Genomic DNA, 20,967 nt, shown 5'->3' with positions numbered 1-20,967 from the left:
TTTGTGCGTGTTTTGGCTGGGATTGCGACGGTTTCTTCCTTGTTTGCGCGTATTCTTCTCAGGATTGCACTGATCTCGTTTTGATTGTGCGCGATCTGTACGAGATTGCACCGATTCCTACTTGTTTGCGCTCCGCTATGATCCAGAGTCCCAGAGGTTTTGATCCTAACCCCCAAGTAACAGCAGCGACAAATAAAAGCGACCACGAAATTGCCATTTCCATTGGTCGCTTTCATTCTCATATTCGCATTAAATCTTGAATTTCTTAATTGCTTCGTCCATCTGTTCAGATAGTGTTTGTAAAAGGTCCGTTGATCTTTTGATATCGTTGAAAATGTTCATCTGCTCTTCGGTTGAGGCGGCAACCTCGGTTGAGTAGCTTGCGGATGCTTGGGATAATTGGGCGACTTCGTCGATGGAAGCGGATAGCTCTTCTGAGGCTGCTGACATTTGTTCCGTTGTTGCTGTCACTTCTTGGAGTTCTTCGTTTACTTTTTGAATCGCCTCAAAGATTCCTTTGAAGGTAGCACCGGCTGAATGGATGGCGTTGACGCCGAGTTCTACCTCATTTATGCTATTGTCCATTTCTGTTACGACCTGTATCGTGGTGTGCTGATATTTTGCAATTAGCCGTGAAATTTGTTCCGCAGAATGCTTGGATTGCTCGGCCAACTTTCTTACCTCGTCTGCTACAACAGCAAATCCCTTGCCATGGTCCCCTGCTCTTGCTGCTTCAATTGCAGCATTAAGAGCTAATAAGTTGGTTTCATCGGCGATATTAGAAATAACTTTTAAAATGAGTTCCACTTCTTGAACCTGTTGCCCCAATTCCTTTGTAACATTAGAGTTTTGGGACACAGTTGCCTGAATCCTATCGATTTGATTCATAACTGTTGTTAGTTCTTCGTCCCCACGTTTAACTTTGTTGATCATCTCTTGTGACGATTCTGCTACATGGCTTGCCGATTCAGCGATATTTTGAATTCCTTGCGCCATTTGTTCAATAGCGACTTTCGATTCATTCGTCTTCTGGAGTTGTGTTTGATTGCCGCTAGCCACTTCTGTTACGGATTTTGCAATCATCGTACTTGCTTCATTTACATCAGAAACATTTGCGTTCAGATGTTTTGCTGCCCCCATTAACTTCATGGAAGTAGCAGAAATATTTAAAATGATCTCTTTCATATTTCGAATCATAACGCTGAAGGCGTCTGATAAAACTTTCATTTCTCCTGAACTATTGCTGTGCTCTTCCTTCATTATTTTATCAGCCGCAACTAGATCACCTTCTGCAATCACATTTGCTGTTCTTGTTAGTGATGGAAATCTTTTCAGCATTCGGTTCACATACAAAAATAAAGCACCACCTGCCATGGCAATGGCCAAAACGTTTACTCCGATGAATAAAGGCAACCCTTCTTTATTAACTGTATTCTGGATAGCCCCTACCGCTCTGGCATCAATATCCACTCCTAATATTCCAATCACACTGCCGCTGCTGTTGGTAATAGGGGCAAACGCTGATAAGTAATCCCCATATTCCGGATCGTGAACAATTTCCGTATGACTCACATTTCCATCAAGAACTGGTTCGATATCTTCGTAAGTTGTTGCCGTAGTTGGAGCACCAATTGATGCGGAAATATCAGAGTCCCTTGGCAGACCATCGATGTACATCATTACATTTTTGTCATCATCCACTGCTAATGTGTAAACATAAAACGAACCGGTTTTTTCTCTTAAATCATTTAATTGTTCCCGTAGCTCCCAATAATCATCATTCTCCACTTTGGTTGCAAGGAACTCTTCATATTGGTTTACATCAATGAAGCCAACAATATTTTCTGCTGTTTGTATACTATAGTTTGAAATCGTTTGCTCAACTGCTTTAGAAGTATTTTGAATCAAAATAAAGACCGTCATGACTAAAATAAAAACCATGACAATCATTAATGACCATGTGATTTTCGTGCCCAGTTTCGTTTCTTTTTGCTTCATTCATCACTCATCTCCGTCCCTTAAGCGAGATTTCACCAATACCAACTATTAAGAGCTCTCCAACTGAAAATATTGCTGATCATGAATGGTCATTTTTTTATAAGTAAAAGATAGGATCTTATTCTTTTTTAAGTCATTGATCACATGGCTAACTGTCTCTCTCGAGGTTCCTGAAATATTGGAGATATCCGTTGTCGTAATTGGACATCTAAGAGTAATCACATCCCCTTCCTGACTGCCCAAATCCTCCATCAAGTAGCTTATCGTATGAATAACTCGTTCAGTTGCATTTGAGTTCGTCATTTTTTGCAGCCTTGTTTCATGTAATCTTAAAATAGACGATAATTCACGAACAACATGAAGGAGATGCTTTTTACTTCGCTTCACTGTATCTTCAAAATAAAAGGTTGGCAAATATAATAATTCCACATCCGTAACAGCTATCGCTGAGTAATGATAATCCGGATCTGAAAAAAGTCCGCCATAAGGAAATAATGTATTTGGCTTAATATAATCTGAATACAAAAGAGTCGCGTCAGAGTTGTTTTTTTCCAGCTTTACAAATCCATCCACTAATAAATAGATTCTTTCCCGGGGATCGCCAGCGGTGAACAACATTTGTCCCTTTCTATAGGTTCTCCAGTACACAAATGAGCTTAATTGAATTAATTCTTTCTCAGAACTATGGGAAAACACTTCAAAGCTCTTTAATAATTCAACAATGTTTTCTGGTTTCATCTATACCCCTCCTCATTGTTGTTACAGTGATGTATGGTCGACTCTACAATTCTATTATATATAGTTAAGAAAGCGCTCAACTTACCGTTGTATGGCAATTTTCGAACATCCATTCAGCATTTTTCCGCGGATAACGCCGCTCTTTATCTCATCCCAAATAAGGCATTTCTTTCTCAAGCTAAAAAGAGCGAACTGGGAAATGGAGGAGGATTTATAAATGGGAGAATAGCCTAAAGAGACCACTAAAATAGCAGTCTCTTAAAGCTTGAAAATCTAGTGCATAACCAATTCTTCTTTCGCGATAATATGTGTCCCCGCACCATTTGTAATCGCACCATAAGCTTGAGTCAGGGAAGTAATAATTGTTTTTCGCCCGCATCTCGATTTAGCAAACTCAATAGCTGCTTCTACTTTGGGAAGCATGCTTCCTGGTGCAAACTGTCCATCAGCAATATGTTTTTTTAGCTCCTCCACAGTCACCTCATTGAAAAATTGCTGGTTTGGCTGATTGAAATTGATCGCCACATTAGGAACAGCCGTTAAAATCAGGAGAATATCAGCATCAACTAATTCTGCTAATTTTTGTGAAGCAAAATCTTTATCGATGACCGCCTCCACTCCTTCAATTCCATCTGTTCCTTTTATGACTGGAATTCCCCCACCTCCACCAGCTATGACGATGTCTCCATCATCCACTAATTGATTGATAATTCGGTACTCTAATACTGCTGTCGGCTTAGGTGAAGGGACAACCCTGCGCCAACCTCTGCCTGCATCCTCCTTAAAGACAAAGCCTTGTTCTTTTTCTAGTCTCTTCGCCTCTTCCTCTGTATAAAAAGGGCCAATTGGTTTTGTTGGCTGGACAAATGCCGGATCATTTTCCTCTACCAATGTCCTTGTTACTACTGTTACCACATCTTTTTCAATCCCATTTTCTAAAAGGGCTTTATCCATCGCATTTTGCAGCCAGTAGCCGATCATCCCTTCACTCATGGCACCGCATGTATCAAGAGGAAGCGCAGGCGTCGTTTCTGACTCAGCGGCCTTCTGTTGAAGCAATAAATTTCCAACCTGCGGGCCATTCCCGTGAGTAATAATTAATTTATGACCATCTTTAATTAACTTCACCAATTCTCGTGCTGTACGGATACAGGCTTGCTGCTGCTCATCGGCAGTTGCCCCATTCCCAGTTTGAATCGCATTTCCACCCAGAGCGACAACAATTCTTTTTGACATAATACGATCCTCCCAACATCTACTATTCTGAAATGACGGCTTCTTAGCCGTGTGACACATTTAAATAAGTCTGGCGTTTAAATCAATACGGAAATACTCATAATTGCCATCACTACAACGGTCAGAATAAGCAGCAGCTTCCACACATGCTTAAGGTATACGTTGTAAGGGATACGGGCTATTGCGAGCGCTCCCATAATAACGGCACTTGTTGGAGTAACAAGGTTGACAATTCCGGAGGCACTTTGAAATGCTGTAATGACAACATCCCGTCCTAAACCTGAAAACTCCGCTAAAGGTGCCATAATCGGCATTGATAAAGTGGCCAATCCAGAGGTTGATGGAACTAAAAATGACAAAGGCAGATAGAATAAAAATGATAGATTAGTAAAAACAACTGGACCCACATCGGCCAATAGCTCTTCTCCCCAATGGAGAACCGTAGCCGTCATTCCGCCATCATTCATCACGATGGAAATACCGCGGGAAATGCCAATGATTAAGGCAACACCTAATAGATCCTTTGCTCCATCTACAAAAGTATTAATGTACTCAACCTCTCCCATTTTATAAACAAAGGCAATAATAATAGAAGAAAACAAGAATAATAAAGTGAGTTCTCCAAACCACCAGTCTCCCAGCGGAATGATCGAGCCTAATAATTTCCCAATAACAGGAATTCCTAAAATAGCATTATTCATATTTTCAAAGAATGGAATATCAAACTTATAAGCCCATGGAATAACACCAAGAATCATGATCACAAACGTGACCGCAAATATGGTTAATACGGCTTTTCTTTTCCCAGTAAGCTCGAGAACCTCTTCTGCTTGCCCTTTAAGGAAATGCTTTTCATTATCTTCTTTCATATCAGCAACAAGGGATTTCAGCGGGTCATTTTTGACTCGATTTGCATATTTCATCACGAAGGCGACTGTTATAGCAAGACCTACAATAAGAATGATCAGGCGAAGCAATAAACCCTCGCCAATCGAAATTCCAGCAAAACCAGATGCAATTCCGGTAGCAAATGGATTCATGGTCGATCCAAGCACACCGACACCGGCACCTAAAGCGATGATGGAGACAGCGGTCAAAGAATCGTAGCCAGCGGCAATTAATATCGGAATCACAAGCGGGTAGAAAGCGATCGTTTCCTCCGCCATCCCATAAGTTGTTCCTCCAATTGCAAAGACCGTCATTAACACGGGGATGAGCCAAATTTCCCTTCCCTTCAGCTTTCGGACAATTCGACCTATGCCTGCATCAATTGCCCCTGTTTTTACTACAACACCTAAAAAACCTCCAATAACAATGACAAAAAAGGCAATATCTTGAGCATCAAAGAAACCTTTTATCGGGGCATAAAGTACCTCCCAGGCGCCTTGCGGATTTTGCTCTGCTGGTGAATAAGTGCCTGGAACCGGTTCAAAGCTTTCGGACCCTGGGTCTTTGTTTTCATATTCACCGGCCGGAACAACCCAAGTGAGCGCAGCAATGGCGATGATGATCAAGAATAAAATCGTGTAAGCAGTAGGCATTTTAAATTTTTTCATGTTCAAGCCTCCTAACACCTATTTAATTTTCCATATAGAACGATGTAGCTATGAATGTTCCTTTATTTACTTAGCTCATAGATCGCTAGTGCGTAAATTTCCATAGCCTTGAACATTTTTTCTAACTCTATATATTCATTAGGCTGGTGCTCCACTTTTTCTTGATCTGGAAATATCGCTCCAAACGCAACACAATTGTCGATTGCTCTTGCATAGGTTGCACCACCCGACGAAATCGGCTCTGACACCTTATCACCTGTCGATTCTTGATAAACCTTCATTAAAGTTTGAATTAGCGGGCTATCGGTGGGGACATAGATTGAATCAAGAAAATCAACCTCTTCGTATTCAAGCTGATACGGTTTAATCACTTCTCTTAACCGATTTACTAATTCACTTTTATCAGCCGTTACAGGAATGCGCATATCCACTGACAAAACCTCTTCATCTTGAAGCGAAATTTTCCCAATATTAAACTTAAGAGGCCCTGATACTTCATCTTGAACATCCCCAAAAATAGCGCTGGCATATACATCTGTACTTACCTTTTCGTAGACAAAATCAATGACACTGGAATGGACATCTATTTCATATAAAGCGATGCATAAACGCGTAATTGCATTAATTCCTTCCTCAGGCACTTGAGCATGAGCTGGCTTTCCTAAAATGGTCAATCCAGCTGCTTGTGGAACGTATGCAAAGCCTAATTCACGGAGCTTTTCTTCAAGCTCTTTCTGCTTCTCGCCACGATAATGAATACTCCTTGGCACCGCATTGAAGGCATCCCCGCCATTCATGCGCAAAGAAGTTTGATTTCTCCCTTTTAACAAAAACTGAAGTAGACCTTTTTCTGCGTAAACGAGTGGAAAAATGGCATCAGGTGTAAAGCCCATTGTCGGCCATTCCTCTTGTTCACGATAACGTTGCATACATCTCCACAGTGTTTCTTCATCGGTCCCAAAGATAATCCGAATTCTCTTTTGAAAAGGCTTGTGCAAATTCATTAATGCCTTTACCGCAAAGACGGTGGCCAGTATCGGCCCTTTATCATCCTGTGTTCCTCTTCCGTACATGCTGCCGTTTTGAATAGTGGCTTGAAATGGAGGATAGCTCCACTCCTCAATCCGCCCTGCCGGTACGACATCTAGATGTCCAAGAATTCCAACCATTTCCTGTCCATTTCCAACCTCTGCATAACCGTAATAGCCAGCCGGATCATAATAGGTCCGGAAGCCTAATCGCTCGCAAATCGCCAACGCTGTTCTGAGCGCTTCATTAATTCCGCTGCCAAAAGGAAAGGGGGAATCATCCTCATCTATGACACTTTTAATTTTGATCAACTCGTCCAACGAATGAATATAATCCGCTTTTAATCGTTCAATTTCCTCTCTAATTTCATGAAAATCATTCATGGCATCACCTTATTTCAGGTTTATTAACCAAGGAAAGGAAAAACCTTTCCCTGGTCATGAAAATTACCCTAATGTCGCAGCCATTACCGCCTTAATCGTATGCATGCGATTTTCCGCTTCATCAAAAACATGAGAATGCTCGCTTCGAAAAACCTCATCTGTCACTTCCATCGCTGTTAAACCAAATTTTTCATAAATTTCACGGCCAATCTGCGTTTCTAAATCATGGAAAGCAGGCAAACAGTGAAGAAACATGACATTATCATTTCCAGTCAGCTTCAGCATTTCCATATTTACTTGATAAGGCTTTAATAGCTCGATTCTCTCTGCAAATTTATCTTCTTCACCCATTGAAACCCACACATCCGTATAAATAACATCAGCACCATCAACGGCCTGGGCGATGTCCTCCGTTACGATGACTCGTCCATTGGACTCTTTCGCCACTTCCTTCGCATAATTCACAATTGTTTCATCTGGGAATAGGGAAGCTGGTGAACAAATGCGGACATCCATTCCTACCTTTGCCCCTCCGATCAAAATGCTGTTGGCAACGTTATTGCGGCCATCGCCGACATAGACAAACTTAACTCCTTTAAGATGCCCGATATGCTCCTTAACCGTTAAAAAATCTGCCAGTATTTGCGTTGGATGGAATAAATCCGTTAAACCATTCCAAACAGGAACACCGGAGTATTTCGCCAGCAATTCCACGGTCTCATGGCTAAAGCCTCTAAATTCAATCCCGTCAAACATTCTTCCCAATACTTTGGCAGTGTCTTCTACAGATTCCTTTTTCCCAAATTGAATATCTCCTTTACCGAGGTATTCTGGATGGGCTCCTAAATCAATGGTCGCTGTCGTAAAAGCACATCTTGTCCTTGTCGAAGGCTTTTCAAACAGTAAGGCGATATTTTTTCCTTCCAAATATTTATGGGGAATTCCCTGTTTCTTTTTCACCTTCAGCTCTTCTGCAAAGTCTACTAAATAATTAATCTCTTCCTCAGTAAAATCGCGTAATGCTAAAAAGCTTCTTCCCTTTAAATTTGGCTTCTTATCAGTCAACATAATCCTCTCCACCTTTTTCTAAAATGTCTGCTCGTTTACTAATGTATAAAGATGAATAACAGATACCATTCTGATCGATTAAATATCTTCTCTCATAATTGGCATACTCATACAACGAGGACCCCCACGGCCTCTTGATAATTCCGAGCTCGGTACCTCTATCACTTCTATGCCGCTTGCCCTTAACAGTTCGTTCGATACATAGTTTCGGTCATACGTCACAACGACTCCAGGCGAAATCGCAAGAGTATTCGAACCATCATTCCACTGCTCACGGGCAGAAGCTATGACATCTCCGCCACCGCACGGAATAAGTTGAATTTCATCCAGCCCTAACACTTCCTTCAAACATTCTGTTAAGTTACTCCGCTCCGTAATTTTTACATGCTCTGAGTCTTTGCCTTTTTCAAGAATATAGATTCGCATATTTCCGTCAGGCCCTTGGATAGCTGGGTGGATCGTGAATTTATCGTAGTCCACCATCGTAAATACCGTATCAAGATGCATGAATGCCCGGCTCTTTGGAATTTCAACGGCAACTATTTTGGTAATGTCACTTTGACGTTTAAAAAGGTTGAGTGCCAATTTCTCTATCGCTCGCGCAGAAGTGCGTGCACTAACCCCAATCGCAACCGTGCTCTTCGAAAGAATCAGTTCATCTCCGCCTTCAATAGCGAATTCATAATCCCGGTTAAGCCATACAGGAACATCGTGCTTTGCAAAGCGTGGATGATATTTAATAATGTATTCCATGAACATCGATTCTCTGCGCCGTGCTCCTTCTCTCATGCGATTAATAGATAAGCCGTTGCCAATCGCCGCTGCCGGATCACGTGTGAAATATAGATTAGGCATCGGATCTAAATAAAACGGATAATGGTCTGCCATAAACTCGTATAAATGAGTTTTCTTTCCTTCCTCAATTTCAGTTTTCATGACCCCTGCGATCATTTTGTCGACCATTTGATCGGTCGGAAATGAAAGCAAATATTCCTTTAAAGTTTCCCTTGCTCCATTTACATTCGACTTGCTCTCCGCTAAAAATTGGTCAATGAACTGGAGGCGAATCTCTTCCGAACTTAAAACTTCCGTCAATAAATTTTCTAAATATAGAACCTCAACACCACGGTTTTTTAAAGCGTTTGCAAAATAATCATGTTCCTTTTGAATCGTAGGAAGATAAGGAATATCATCAAATAGTAATTTGTGCAAAAACTCTGGAGTTAAATTTTCTACTTCTTTCCCTGGACGATGAAGCAAAACAGTCTTTAATTCGCCAATTTCAGATGTTACGTGAATCGGATGCCTCATAATAAAACCTCCTTCATTTCCTATAACATTTTGTATGGATATCCTTTACACTTTTCATGATAAAAGGTTTATATTGTTAAAACTGTGGTCATCCTTGAACATTGGTTGTGAATTATTTCACAAAAAATATTATACACAACTCAACTATTTGTATATTTTTACAAAGAAATCGCTTTCAACATTATTTTCTCTGTCATCGTTCTACTTTTTCCTGCATATTTCGAGAATATTTTCAGATCACGGCTTATAAAATAAATATATTCTGACTATTTATTAGAACAGCACAATAAAAAAGGACGATTATTCATTATGATCGTCCGAACACATTTGCTAAATTGATCGTTCTAAACAAAAATGACGATCTCCAATTGGAAACCGCCTTGTTAAGTAAGCGAGTCTATATTTTTATAAGCTTGAGTTTGCCGTTTCGATGCCGACGTATTTAAGGAGACGGTCATGCAAAATGATCGCATCCTCATCAGAGCGGCAAATGATTAAGCAAGTATCATTTCCACAAACCGTTCCTAGCATCTCTGGCCATTCAATTTGATCCAGTAGCGCACCAATTACATGGGCATTACCTGGGCTTATTTTAAGGACGATAAGGGGACCGACCATGCTTAATTTTTCAAATACTTCAACAAGTGAACGTTCAAGCCTTTCATGTGGCTTATAATTAATATCTCCAACCAAGCTGTAGCGAAAGCTCCCAGTGTTTAGAGGAATTTTAATTAGATTTAACTCTTTTATGTCCCTCGAAACAGTTGCTTGAGTGACCTTCATCCCCTTTTCACATAAAAGTCTAACAAGATCCTCTTGTGTTTCAATTTCATGCGTACGAACCAGTTCTCTAATAAGGTGATGCCTTTGGCCCTTTGACATGTGAATACACCTCTCCTGTAAAAATCGAGTCAATCTTCAATTTGATTGTACATTGAACGTTCCTCTTTTTTTACAGAAAAAGTGTCGATTCTATTACAGATCTTGTCACTTAGCTTCGTACCTTTTGCGCCATCCGTTGAGCATACCAAAAGCCCGTTGTTAAAGAGAAGGCATCAATGACAATGAGCAAGAAAGAGTTAGTATAACCTTTATAAACAGACGCCGTAATAAGCGCAACCGTTAGGATCAGCCCTATGTAGCGATTATAGGTTACTCTCGTAAATAACACGACAAGAATTCCAGGTAAAAGGAGTGCCATTACTACTTTCATTAACACTATCTACACCTTCTTCACATTAAATACAAAGTTACTAAACTAAGAATAGCTTTTTTCAATGTGATAGGCAAATAGGCTAGTGGAAAATTCACCGGCCACGCCCACCTTTAGCTTGTCAAAAAAGCCAACTGATTTCCTTGAAGAACGCTGGATATGATTGAAACTTCCCTCATGCTAAAAGGAGCATATTATGGAAGATTGGCTCAAGCTGATCCCGCTCTATTTCATTGATAATGAATTCAAAGCCATATTCATAGAAGCCATCTTCTTCAGATTTCCAAACATTCCTGCCAAAAAATTTGACTTCCTTCCCCAAAATTTGTGTCGTTATGAGAACCACAACATCTTTCTGCACCGGTAAACTACTATTTGCTCTATAATTGAGTCCGCCGAGGCTTACATTCTTAATGAGCGCTTTAGAATAGCCTAATTTCACTTTCTTATTTTTAAATTTCACAATCGTCATCTCTGCAGACAATGGTGTACGTAATTGAAATCGCTCATATTTTCTGCGATTTTCAATTTTATCAGCTAACATATTTGTCTGTTGTGGGGTCATAAACTCTCTTCTTAACAACTGTTGAAGCTTCATTGCTGGAACGGGCTTGCTATATATATACCCTTGGATCTGCTGACACCCTTGCTGTAATAGGAAGAGAAGCTGTTCCTTCGTTTCTACACCTTCTGCAACGATATGAATACCAATTTCTTTTGATAAAAAAATCAGACTTTTAACAATCGCATCATTTGTCGTCTGTAATGTTATTCCATCGATAAAAGATTTATCAATCTTCAGGGTATCAATTTCCAAATCTTTTAAATACGAAAGCGAAGAATAACCTGTACCAAAATCATCAAGCGCTATCTTCACACCTAGTTCTTTCAATTCGGCAATTATATTTTTCGTCACGTCCACATTCCTAATGATCGTTTGCTCAGTCAGTTCTAACTCAATTAACTTCGGTTCTATACCGGCTGCTTCAATCGTTTCCTTCACCGTCTTTACAAAATCCGCTCTCAATAATCGTTTAGGTGAAATATTAACAGAGATCGGCACAACAGGAATCCCTTTCCTCAACCAAATTCCTAACATTTCACAAACTTCTTTCACGACCCAGTCACCGATTTTAAAGATAAAGCCGCTCTCTTCTGCTAATGGAATGAATTCATTAGGAGAGACGATGCCCCATTCAGGATGATTCCAACGAATTAGCGCTTCAGCACCTTCGACTTTTGAAGTTTTAGGGTTTACTTTCGGCTGAAATTCAATGTATAACTCTTCATTGATAAGAGACTTTCTTAGATCTTTTTCCAGATCGTATAGTTTAAAGGATTCAATGTTCATTGATGGAGAAAAGATCTGCCAATCATTTCTGCCAAGCTCCTTTGCTTTATAACGTGCAGCATCAGCGTTTCGCAAAAGTGTGCGGAAATCCTCTCCGTCTCTTGGATAAAGACTAATGCCAATGCTCATTGTGATGAAAAGCTCATAGCCCTCAATCTCAAAAGGCATTTCCATCTTAGCTATCATCTTATTCGCTAGCTTAATCGCTTCCTCTAATCCCGTTACCTTATTTAACAGGATCGTAAACTCATCCCCGCCAATTCGGGCAACAAATCCTGCTGACCCTAAATAAAGCTGTAAGCGCTCAGCAAAAGTCACTAAGAATTTGTCGCCGATTTCATGTCCAAATGTATCGTTAATATATTTGAAGCGATCCAAATCAACATAAAAGACAGCGAATTGTTCAGTTTTTTCACTTGCAGCAACAACTTGCTCTTGTAATTTTCTTTCAATGTATCTTCGATTTGGCAGCTTCGTTAAATAATCATGATCAGCCATATATGCCAATGATTCCGTATATTCCACTCTTTCGGTGATGTCTTTCACAATTCCATCCATACGGATAAGATCACCTTCTTGATTAAGATGGGGAATAAATTGACCTTCAAGCCATTTTATTCGTCCTTTTCCGTCAAGGATGCGAAATTGATGATTCACTTCTTCCCCCTTCTCCAAAAGAGATGCATTTCTTTTAACTAATTCTTTGTCATCTTGGAAAATGAATTCTTTTAATAGCCCGGGACTGAGCATATCAATGGAAATGCCAAAGATCTCCGATAATCCTTTAGAGCAAAATGTAATCTCATTATTATAGAAATCGTATGACCAAATCCCAACAGACAAATGATCTACTACCGATTTAAACCGTTCCTCACTTTGCTCTAATCTCAATTTTAACCCTCTTACTTCTGTAATATCTTGAATCGTTCCGAAAATACGTTCAACTTCTCCGTCCTCACCAAGAATAACTTTTGAACGGAGAAAGATGACACGTTCCTGCCCATCCTTTCGAATAATACGATGCTCAAAATCGAGTTCTCTTTTTTCCTTTATCGTTTTTTGAAAACTATCGCAGTATATTTTTTTATCATGCATATGTACATATGCAAAAACACTTTCCCAAGTTATTTCAAAATCTTCAGTTTCAATGCCGAAGATATGATAAGTTTGTCGATTCCATCGGGCTTTATTTAATTTAACATGATATTCCCAATTCCACATATCCATGAATCTTTGTGTATGATGCGAAAAAAAGCCATCCACTTTTTTCTTTTTATCATTTTGATTGTGAGGTAACAGATTTTTCGACCTCATCTTCGCTATCCCCTTCAGTTCATCTATTATTCATGATGACTTTTAATTCTACTTCCCTAGCTTTTCTTTCCTATCATACAAGAAATTACCATACTACAATATTATTTTTTCCATGTAAATATTGGAAAGCGAAGATTATCTGCGACTATTCTCATAACCTGCATGTAAATTTCGGTAGAACAAATTAATCAACTCGTCCAACTCCTGGCTGCAGCGAAGCGTCTCAGCACTGTGCATCCCTTTATCTTTAGCGATTTGAACTAATTTCCGTTTGTGCTCGGATATTTGTTTCAAAATTCGTTCTCCTTCCTTCAGTCGCTCCACATCCATCCTCCTCCTGATCCTTCCTCTTCTTGTTACCTTCATTTTGGAGGATGTTGACCCGTTTCGTAATCCCCTCTAATTCCCAATTCTCTTATTTCCCCATTTTTAGGATGCTGTTCCTATTCTTTCCTAGCTATGGTAGGAGCGCTCCTCTGGAAGAATATATCTAAATGTCCCACTTATTTTAAAAATTATCTTTTTCTCTGTTAAAAGGGTTAAATACTTGCCAATTTGCTTATCAGTCACTTCATACTTGCTGGAGAGAACATGCGGATCCCAACCATTCTGAATGTATAAAACGCATAAACTCATGAGCAGTGAATCTTTCATTCTATCTCCTCCGGCTAAGACTACCTTCTATTAGTAGTTTGCTTGAAACACTCGTGATAAACCATCCCCCTACCCTCCCTTTTTCTCCAATAGGAATGGAATCCTATCATGAGCACAAGGAATCCTAAATAAATTTGAAGCACCTTTTTTTCATATTCATCGCCGTTTATCCTCGGTGGTCTATGCAGGTTCCTTTAGACGTAAATACATATATAAAAATTACTCTAAAGTCACACCAAAACGAAGGCGTCTTTGGAACCATTAAGGTTCAAATCGTTTCTGCGATGTTTTCGCTAATGCCGGGTCAAAAGAACCTTTCTTTCAATAAGGTCAGCCTACAGTGCATTTAGCTTTGGCTGCTTGCCCCAGATGCAGATCCACTCATTAAAAAGTTAGCCACTACAAACGAAAGCAAAACAACACGAAAAAACTGCTCTGGTTTAGAACCACAGCAGTCAAAATATCAACCTGATATTGTCTAACAGTTAAATGGAAAAGCGCTTTTGAAAGCGGTCAGTGCAGTTATTATCATGATGAAAAATGGAACGCTTAGCTGTTTTGAGGCGTATAGCCCATTTGATATACTTTCGCAATTGCTTGAGAACGATCGGTAACGCCCAGTTTCTGCAAAATATTGGTCATATGGTTCTTTACAGTATGATCACTGATGAACAGGGACTGGGCAATCTCGCGATTATTTAAGCCTTTTAATACTTGGTGGAGCACTTCCATTTCACGATTTGATAAATTCAATTTCAACTTGATTTCTTCTTGTCCAACTCCTAATTCCATGTCATTTTCTTGACCAAATGGAATTTCAATTTCTGTCATATAGTTTCGCGCCTCCCACTCCTCAAAGGTTTTGTAGAGGGGATCATTCTGAATCTGCTGTTGAAGTGGTTGAGCTAGCTTTTCACCAACCCGCTCGAGAATGATAAAAAGCAACTTTACTAAGTGCTTTTCAACCTTTTTCCACTCTTGGGCTTGATAATAGTGCTGCATGAGCTCCATCGTTTCTTTATCAGAAATGGCATCTTGCAGTATTTCCTGTTCATAAAAAATTAGTGTACATGCATTCTCCAATGCGTTAATTTGCTGCGCATTCAAGCCTATTTCTTTAGCAAACTCTGCTACTAACTTGCGCGCTTCAACACTTTGCCTGTATTTCTCTCGCTCATTTTTTTCTAGCAATCTAGTAAGGAGATTAACCAATTTTTCATCAGAATGCTGAGCTAGTTCCTTCTGCAATAAATAAATCGAAATTCCACCTGCAATACCAAGACTCGATAGAAAAGGAATATACGGTTTAACTTCATCCTTGCTGCGAATCCCTATACTAAGCACTCCGAATAATTCACTTCGAAATGTAATAGGCATTTCATATACAAGTTCCCCATTCGTTAGTTCATGGAACATCCCCTCTGTTTTTTCCACTAACTTATTGCTAAAATGCCTTTTTCCAAGGTCACGGCCGTATTGACTTAATTGCTCGTTTTTCATTCCTCGTGATAAAAGAGAGAGTTTATTCTGTACCTGAATTTCCTTAAAAAGTACGCATGCAAAGGAACCCGATAAAATATTCATACCCATATCAATTAAAATATAGAGGACTCTTTTCACATTATTCACTTTTGTCATCACACTGAAAATTTCATTGAAAGTGGATAATTGTAAAAAATGATGATTAGAACTTTCTTTTAATCTTTGTTGGACCATAAAAACACCGATAAAAGAAGCCAGTATGCTAATGTCAACAGGATCAAACAATTCCTCTTCTTTTTCACTGCCCCCAAATAAAAGCCCCTTCGTTTGATTACCTACTTTAATTGGCTGGCAAAACAAACTTCTTGGAGATAAACCGTATTTTCTATATGTGACCAGCCGCGGGTCCTCTTGAATATGCGTCCAATACGAGTATTCTTCTGTCATGATAACTTGTCCTAAAAAACCTTCTCCTAATGCTACCTCAATCCCTAAAACCCTATCCATACTCTGACCGGCGAAGTGTTGGATCAGGTACCTCTCTTCTTCTTTATGGACTGCAATGCCCACAAAACTCAAATCCGGGTTTAAATTCTTAAATTGCTGAATCAATACATCCAGGTTAAATCTTTCATCCGTAATGTTTTCAACAGCCCATTTTGCATTTAAGATTTTATTTTGAAAAGCATCCACATATACCTGATTTTGATAGAGCGATTGAATTGAACTCGAAAGTTGCTGAAAGGTGGCAAGAATCCTTGCTTTTTCATCATTCGAAACAACTTTAACCGATTGTAAATTATGTAAGAAAACCGCTCCCTCTTTGTGCTCTTGAAGATATTTTTTTAAGGCATCAAAAATCTCATCCTCTACAAGCATTCCTCCTATTAAGTATAACCGCTCCTGACTGTTCGTAATTATCGGTGCCGCTAGCACCTTTAATCCTGGCAAGACATCGACATAGATCGTACTTTTTATTTTTGTGAGAGCAGGAATGCTTGCAATCATCTGCTGCGCTAAAAATTCCTCGTTGCCTTTTTTCGGGTAGGAGATCTTTGTTTTTAATAATCGCTTCTCATCGACCAGTACAACCATTAAATCAAGTAAGTGAGCATATCCATCTTGAAGGTTTTGAAGAGTCTTTTCTACTCCCATATGAATTCCCTCGGAATTTGAAAATTATCAGGTTGAACATAACGATAGATGGCTTGCTCACCGTCACCTATTTTTTCAAGAATGGAATCGGTTACTAAATGCTCTAATATAAGTACCAATTCCGCTGTTTTTCTTCCCAATCTCAAGGCCAGTCCCTCAGCTGTTTCCAATGTATAAGGATTTTCTTCGAAAAATAGAGTACACTCCACTTTCAGGGGATTAAACTGTAACATCTGGTCCCCCCCTCCTATATTAGATTAATAAATGGTTTTTTATTTATATTTTCGACAAGCAATGGAGATGACATTTTTCCTAATGGTGATTTTAAGAGTTGGACGTATTGGTAGCTTCCTTCTACCCACGTTTTGATGACTCCATTTGAGGTGCGCTCGACAAAACTAGATAATTGCGGACCTAATTCTGTAAAGTTTGACAATGATAGAACACTAAAACCAGCTGAATTAAGTCTTGATATTTCCTCCGCGTAAAATGTTTCGAGAAAGGCTTTCCCCCTCTGAGAAACAATCGTGTTTAAATCATAATAAACAAACCATTTCTCCTCAGGATTTAAGGTTGAATGAGTAAATGGCTCAAGACCATTGACAATTATTTTTCGATACTCATCATTGTCTAAGTTGGACACGTCAATAATTGCCCCTTCAAAGCCTGGTGGAGAAGGGCGATTATAATGTTCGATAAAGAAGATCTTCTTTTTTTCCACGTATTCTTTTAAATTTACTCCGTACAGCTCATATAAAAATTCTATATCATTAATTGTCGAAAGACTCGATAATAAAATGATTAAACTCTCGCCTGCTAAAAGGCGATTTACTGCGATCGAAGCTGCTAAATATTTGTAGTTCGCCTTACTATTCGTATCTATTATAAAAGCAGAACCATGTGGGATCCCCCCGTCCAATAGTTGATCAAGCTTGGCAATGCCTGTTGTAACCGTATTTGATTCATATAAATGCGATTTATCCTCTACCATGGAAAAGGCAGGTAACAGTTGAATTCCCTCATCAGTGATCCGATAAATATGCTCACCCTCGACAATTTTCCGCCCTCTCATTTTTAACACTTCAAGTGTTCGCTGGCGGTAATGCTCCTTAAAGTCTTTTAAAGATAAACGTATAACGCCGTCAACCACATAATTAATATAGGAAACTTCCGGATCAATTGCTGCTGTCTGCTCCTGTATTAACAATGCCGTTAAATTAAACTTTCTTAAAATATTGCGAAGCTTATAGAGTGTTTTCCTTTTTATTTCAACGCTATCGTCCCCTATCTGAAACAAGCTAATACTATCAATCACAATTCGCTTGCAATCCATCTCCTGAATCATTTGCTCAAAGAGTCCATTTTGCCTTTCCATTTGCTCTAACAACACCTGTGGTGATATACAGAGGACTCTCAGTTTATTTTCACGTTCTAGCGCAGGAATATCCCACCCAAACGCTTTCATTTCTTTATATAATTGACCAGGTAGTTCTTCAAAGGTTATATATATTCCTGGCTCATCGTATTGAACAGCACCATTATAGAGAAATTGCATACTTAAATTGGTCTTCCCAGTTCCGGGTAATCCTTCTATTAAAATCGAAGCACCTGCTGGAAATCCGCCGTTAAGCAGAAAGTCAAGTCCGTGAATACCTGTTGAAGTATATTGACTCATCTATTTCTCCCCCTTGCTTCCTATTTTTAAAATTCTGAATATTCATCTCCTAAAAGGATTTATGAAGAACGATATAAATCTATTATACCTGCTTAAGAAGACCTATTAAATACTTTTGTGAAAAAGTGTAAACATGTCGATTAAATTGGTAAAACTAAAATAAATTCCTTGTCTATTTCAGAACAAAGGCTCAATAAAACTGAAAATTTCGGAGGATGCTCGTCAAACTTCCTTGTCGCTGACACTCCTGTGGGGGACCGATTAAACCGGTAGGGTAGTCACTTCCTCGTGCTTCAGGTCGAATAGGAGCGGCATTAGACACGAAGCTGCCCCGTTGTCTCTTCTTTCCGGTCGAATAGAAGCCTCATTCGAGATAAAGCAATGACGCTTCCTTGCAATTCCGGTTGAATCACAGAAGGATTAGACACGAGGCACACTCACCTCCCCCAGTTTAACTCTACTTCCCTCCAAGAGTTAAGCTCCTTTCACTTCAATCAACTAGATTGCGAGCTTTTAAGCAAGAGACATTAAGCAGCGCCTGCAGTAAATTTGTTTTTTAGACAGTATCATGCTTTTCCTTTGCATTCAATTGACTTTTGACAACGCATATCTGTTCTCTCACTCATATTTGCATAGCAAAAAGGCTGTAGACCACCTCTTTGTCTACAGCTCCTTGCTCTTACGATTTAATATTTATAGTTTTTAATAAGCTCTTGCAACTCTTCTGCCATTTTAGCCAATGACTTCGCTGATAATGAAATCTCTTCCATTGACGCCAATTGTTCTTCTGTTGAAGCAGCTACTTCCTCAGAAGTTGCCGCATTGCTTTTTGCAAAATCAGCAATTTCCTTTGCAACAACATCAATTTCTTGAAGACCTGCAGACATCTCCTCAGCAGTGTAAGAAATTGATTCCATCTGTGGAGTAATATCTTTCATGCTCGCTAAAATTTCATGAAACTTTCGAATCGCTTCAACAGAAACGTTTAATCCCTGTTTTACATCTTCTGTCACATGGGACATTTGTTGAACGGTCGTTTCAGTATCCTGCTGGATGGCTTGAATAAGCTCCGCTATTTGCTGGGCCGATACTTGTGATTGCTCAGCAAGTTTCCTTACTTCATCCGCTACAACTGCAAATCCCTTGCCCGCTTCCCCTGCTCTTGCGGCCTCGATCGCTGCATTTAAAGCAAGGAGATTAGTTTGATCAGCGATTCCTGTAATCACTTCTAAAATCGTTCCAATTTCATCTGAACGTTGAGATAAGAGCTTAATAATTTCATTTGACTCCTGCACAGAAGCGTCAATCGATCTCATTTGCTCCATCGTTTTGTTCACCGATTGACCTCCTTCTTCCGCTTTTTCGGTTGTTGTTTTTGTTAACTCCGTTACTGCGGAAGAACTTTGAGCAATTTGTACCGAGCCTTGAGAAATTTCATTAATCGCTTCAACAGTTGCATCAATCGATTCAGTTTGTTGCTCCGCTCCACTTGCAACTCCGACTATCGCTTTCGCTACCTGATCGGTCGCTTGGCTTGTCTGATCGGAGCTCGCCATTAACTGATCAGCTGAAGAAGCTAAATGTACAGAGCTTTCTTCTAATTTTTTCAATAAATCACGTAAATTCTCTTGCATGTCGCTAAAGGAATGAGCTAGTTCGCTAATTTCATCATTCCCTTTCGCTTCAATCGTTTCTGTTAGATCCCCTTCGCCAATTTTAGTAGCTTTCAACTGCAAATCTTTTAATCTCTTCGTTATTGAGCGCACGACTATGAAGACTATTATTAGCCCTAAAATAACAGATATCACTTGTACAATTAAAGAATTAGTTCGAATTGACTGAGCAGCACTTTGTATTTCTTGTTCAAAAAATGTACCTGCTATTTTCCAACCAGTCGTTTCATTCGTAACAAACGTCATTTCCATCTTTTTACCGTCACGCACATACCCAAAACTACCCGTTTCGGCGTCATAAAGTTGACTGTAAAACGCTTCTTCTGCCGGTGCTCCTACTTCCTCATGCGGGCTTAAAATATAGTGTTGATTTGAATCTAATAATAGGGCGTATCCCTCTTTCCCTATGACGACTCCTTCTACTATTTCTTGCATCGTTTGAACATCAATATCCATTCCAAATACGCCTGAGCCATCCTCTAATGTATGAGCAATTGAAACAACCATCCCACCTGTTGCTGCATCAACATAAGGCGACGTAATCACTGTATTTCCTTTATTAGCTTCCGCATCTGTATACCAGGAACGGGTTCTAGGATCAAAATCAGCCGGTAAATCAAGTTCCGGATACGTAATCATCGTTCCATCTGAAGTTCCTACATATACTACCATTACCTCAGGATGGGTATCTGCATACTGCTTTAGCTTCATCATTAATTCTGACGAATCACTCACGTCTTCATAAAGCTCCGACTTCACTTGCTGTGAAAAATATTGTGCATCATGCAGCTTTGGAGAGAAAGTATAATCAATATTGGAATTCAGTAAAGATACACTTCTCTTAGCCCCTTCAAATAATTCTTGGCCAATCTCCCTTTCTGCACTTTGATAAGAAATCATACTGACAACAAAGGTCGGAACGATCAAAAAGACTAAAAAAATAATATAAAGTTTACTACTTAAGCTCAGTCTCCACTTTGCGGCAATTTTCTTCATCTGTCTCTACTCCTTCTATTTGTGGAATTTGAATCATTTCTTACTGCCCGTCTCAAATATAGTACAAATTTCATAGATGCCAGTAAAGAGCTTTGCAAAATCAATCCATATATTAAGAATTATATCGGCACAAAA

At 39.4% G+C, this 20,967-nt stretch carries 16 protein-coding genes; all 16 read right to left on the bottom strand.

What is annotated here, in order from left to right:
* Positions 1-249: 249 nt before the first annotated feature.
* The 16 genes from NST02_RS04645 to NST02_RS04570 all read right to left on the bottom strand — a co-directional run bounded on the left by NST02_RS04645 (position 250) and on the right by NST02_RS04570 (position 20,832).
* On the bottom strand, positions 250-1,998 hold the full coding sequence (locus NST02_RS04645) for a methyl-accepting chemotaxis protein (RefSeq protein ID WP_095310459.1): 1,749 nt from the start codon (positions 1,996-1,998) through the stop codon (positions 250-252).
* 48 nt (positions 1,999-2,046) lie between these two features.
* Complete coding sequence (locus NST02_RS04640) at positions 2,047-2,736, bottom strand: Crp/Fnr family transcriptional regulator (RefSeq protein WP_137744389.1); 690 nt, start codon at positions 2,734-2,736, stop codon at positions 2,047-2,049.
* Between the two features lie 273 nt (positions 2,737-3,009).
* Complete coding sequence (gene arcC / locus NST02_RS04635; protein ID WP_095310509.1) at positions 3,010-3,975, bottom strand: carbamate kinase; 966 nt, start codon at positions 3,973-3,975, stop codon at positions 3,010-3,012.
* 74 nt (positions 3,976-4,049) lie between these two features.
* On the bottom strand, positions 4,050-5,528 hold the full coding sequence (locus NST02_RS04630) for a YfcC family protein (RefSeq protein WP_095310463.1): 1,479 nt from the start codon (positions 5,526-5,528) through the stop codon (positions 4,050-4,052).
* A 62-nt stretch (positions 5,529-5,590) separates the two neighbouring features.
* Positions 5,591-6,940 (bottom strand): M20 family metallopeptidase, encoded by a 1,350-nt coding sequence (locus NST02_RS04625; protein ID WP_137744390.1) that lies wholly within the window; start codon positions 6,938-6,940, stop codon positions 5,591-5,593.
* Between the two features lie 63 nt (positions 6,941-7,003).
* The gene (gene argF / locus NST02_RS04620) at positions 7,004-8,008 is read right to left on the bottom strand and encodes an ornithine carbamoyltransferase (RefSeq protein ID WP_306421296.1); all 1,005 of its coding nucleotides are present in this window, start codon (positions 8,006-8,008) and stop codon (positions 7,004-7,006) included.
* A gap of 78 nt (positions 8,009-8,086) precedes the next feature.
* Positions 8,087-9,319, bottom strand: coding sequence for an arginine deiminase (arcA, locus tag NST02_RS04615; protein WP_095310467.1), 1,233 nt, complete (start codon positions 9,317-9,319; stop codon positions 8,087-8,089).
* Positions 9,320-9,724: 405 nt separating this feature from the next.
* Positions 9,725-10,201 carry a transcriptional regulator AhrC/ArgR gene (gene ahrC, locus NST02_RS04610; protein WP_340948200.1) on the bottom strand — a complete coding sequence of 159 codons (477 nt, stop codon included), beginning with the start codon at positions 10,199-10,201 and terminating at the stop codon, positions 9,725-9,727.
* A 109-nt stretch (positions 10,202-10,310) separates the two neighbouring features.
* On the bottom strand, positions 10,311-10,532 hold the full coding sequence (locus NST02_RS04605) for a CsbA family protein (protein WP_306421298.1): 222 nt from the start codon (positions 10,530-10,532) through the stop codon (positions 10,311-10,313).
* A gap of 175 nt (positions 10,533-10,707) precedes the next feature.
* A complete protein-coding gene (locus NST02_RS04600) occupies positions 10,708-13,197 on the bottom strand; it encodes an EAL domain-containing protein (protein ID WP_340948199.1) in 2,490 nt (829 codons plus the stop codon).
* Positions 13,198-13,332: 135 nt separating this feature from the next.
* Complete coding sequence (locus tag NST02_RS04595) at positions 13,333-13,521, bottom strand: Spo0E family sporulation regulatory protein-aspartic acid phosphatase (protein ID WP_191963281.1); 189 nt, start codon at positions 13,519-13,521, stop codon at positions 13,333-13,335.
* 129 nt (positions 13,522-13,650) lie between these two features.
* Complete coding sequence (locus tag NST02_RS04590) at positions 13,651-13,851, bottom strand: hypothetical protein (protein ID WP_150949303.1); 201 nt, start codon at positions 13,849-13,851, stop codon at positions 13,651-13,653.
* A gap of 549 nt (positions 13,852-14,400) precedes the next feature.
* A complete protein-coding gene (locus tag NST02_RS04585) occupies positions 14,401-16,488 on the bottom strand; it encodes a LuxR C-terminal-related transcriptional regulator (protein ID WP_340948196.1) in 2,088 nt (695 codons plus the stop codon).
* Complete coding sequence (locus tag NST02_RS04580) at positions 16,479-16,721, bottom strand: hypothetical protein (RefSeq protein WP_095310479.1); 243 nt, start codon at positions 16,719-16,721, stop codon at positions 16,479-16,481. The genes NST02_RS04585 and NST02_RS04580 overlap by 10 nt, the downstream gene beginning before the upstream one ends.
* Positions 16,722-16,735: 14 nt before the next feature.
* Positions 16,736-18,163 (bottom strand): ATPase domain-containing protein, encoded by a 1,428-nt coding sequence (locus tag NST02_RS04575; RefSeq protein ID WP_095310481.1) that lies wholly within the window; start codon positions 18,161-18,163, stop codon positions 16,736-16,738.
* Between the two features lie 686 nt (positions 18,164-18,849).
* Positions 18,850-20,832 carry a methyl-accepting chemotaxis protein gene (locus tag NST02_RS04570; protein ID WP_340948194.1) on the bottom strand — a complete coding sequence of 661 codons (1,983 nt, stop codon included), beginning with the start codon at positions 20,830-20,832 and terminating at the stop codon, positions 18,850-18,852.
* Positions 20,833-20,967: the final 135 nt, after the last annotated feature.

This window comes from Robertmurraya sp. FSL W8-0741 (assembly GCF_038004005.1).
GTDB lineage: Bacteria > Bacillota > Bacilli > Bacillales > Cytobacillaceae > Robertmurraya > Robertmurraya siralis.
The sequence above is the reverse complement of the archived record's forward strand: the minus strand, read 5'-3'. Positions and strand labels throughout refer to the sequence as shown.

Excerpts from the sequence above, each read along its gene's own strand:
- argF (WP_306421296.1), bottom strand. The coding sequence starts at position 8,008 with ATGTTGACTGATAAGAAGCCAAATTTAAAGGGAAGAAGCTTTTTAGCA.
- NST02_RS04630 (WP_095310463.1), bottom strand. The coding sequence starts at position 5,528 with ATGAAAAAATTTAAAATGCCTACTGCTTACACGATTTTATTCTTGATC.
- NST02_RS04580 (WP_095310479.1), bottom strand. The coding sequence starts at position 16,721 with ATGTTACAGTTTAATCCCCTGAAAGTGGAGTGTACTCTATTTTTCGAA.
- NST02_RS04590 (WP_150949303.1), bottom strand. The coding sequence starts at position 13,851 with ATGAAAGATTCACTGCTCATGAGTTTATGCGTTTTATACATTCAGAAT.
- NST02_RS04645 (WP_095310459.1), bottom strand. The coding sequence starts at position 1,998 with ATGAAGCAAAAAGAAACGAAACTGGGCACGAAAATCACATGGTCATTA.
- NST02_RS04570 (WP_340948194.1), bottom strand. The coding sequence starts at position 20,832 with ATGAAGAAAATTGCCGCAAAGTGGAGACTGAGCTTAAGTAGTAAACTT.
- ahrC (WP_340948200.1), bottom strand. The coding sequence starts at position 10,201 with ATGTCAAAGGGCCAAAGGCATCACCTTATTAGAGAACTGGTTCGTACG.
- NST02_RS04605 (WP_306421298.1), bottom strand. The coding sequence starts at position 10,532 with ATGAAAGTAGTAATGGCACTCCTTTTACCTGGAATTCTTGTCGTGTTA.
- NST02_RS04600 (WP_340948199.1), bottom strand. The coding sequence starts at position 13,197 with ATGAGGTCGAAAAATCTGTTACCTCACAATCAAAATGATAAAAAGAAA.
- NST02_RS04640 (WP_137744389.1), bottom strand. The coding sequence starts at position 2,736 with ATGAAACCAGAAAACATTGTTGAATTATTAAAGAGCTTTGAAGTGTTT.
- NST02_RS04575 (WP_095310481.1), bottom strand. The coding sequence starts at position 18,163 with ATGAGTCAATATACTTCAACAGGTATTCACGGACTTGACTTTCTGCTT.
- NST02_RS04585 (WP_340948196.1), bottom strand. The coding sequence starts at position 16,488 with ATGGGAGTAGAAAAGACTCTTCAAAACCTTCAAGATGGATATGCTCAC.
- NST02_RS04625 (WP_137744390.1), bottom strand. The coding sequence starts at position 6,940 with ATGAATGATTTTCATGAAATTAGAGAGGAAATTGAACGATTAAAAGCG.
- arcA (WP_095310467.1), bottom strand. The coding sequence starts at position 9,319 with ATGAGGCATCCGATTCACGTAACATCTGAAATTGGCGAATTAAAGACT.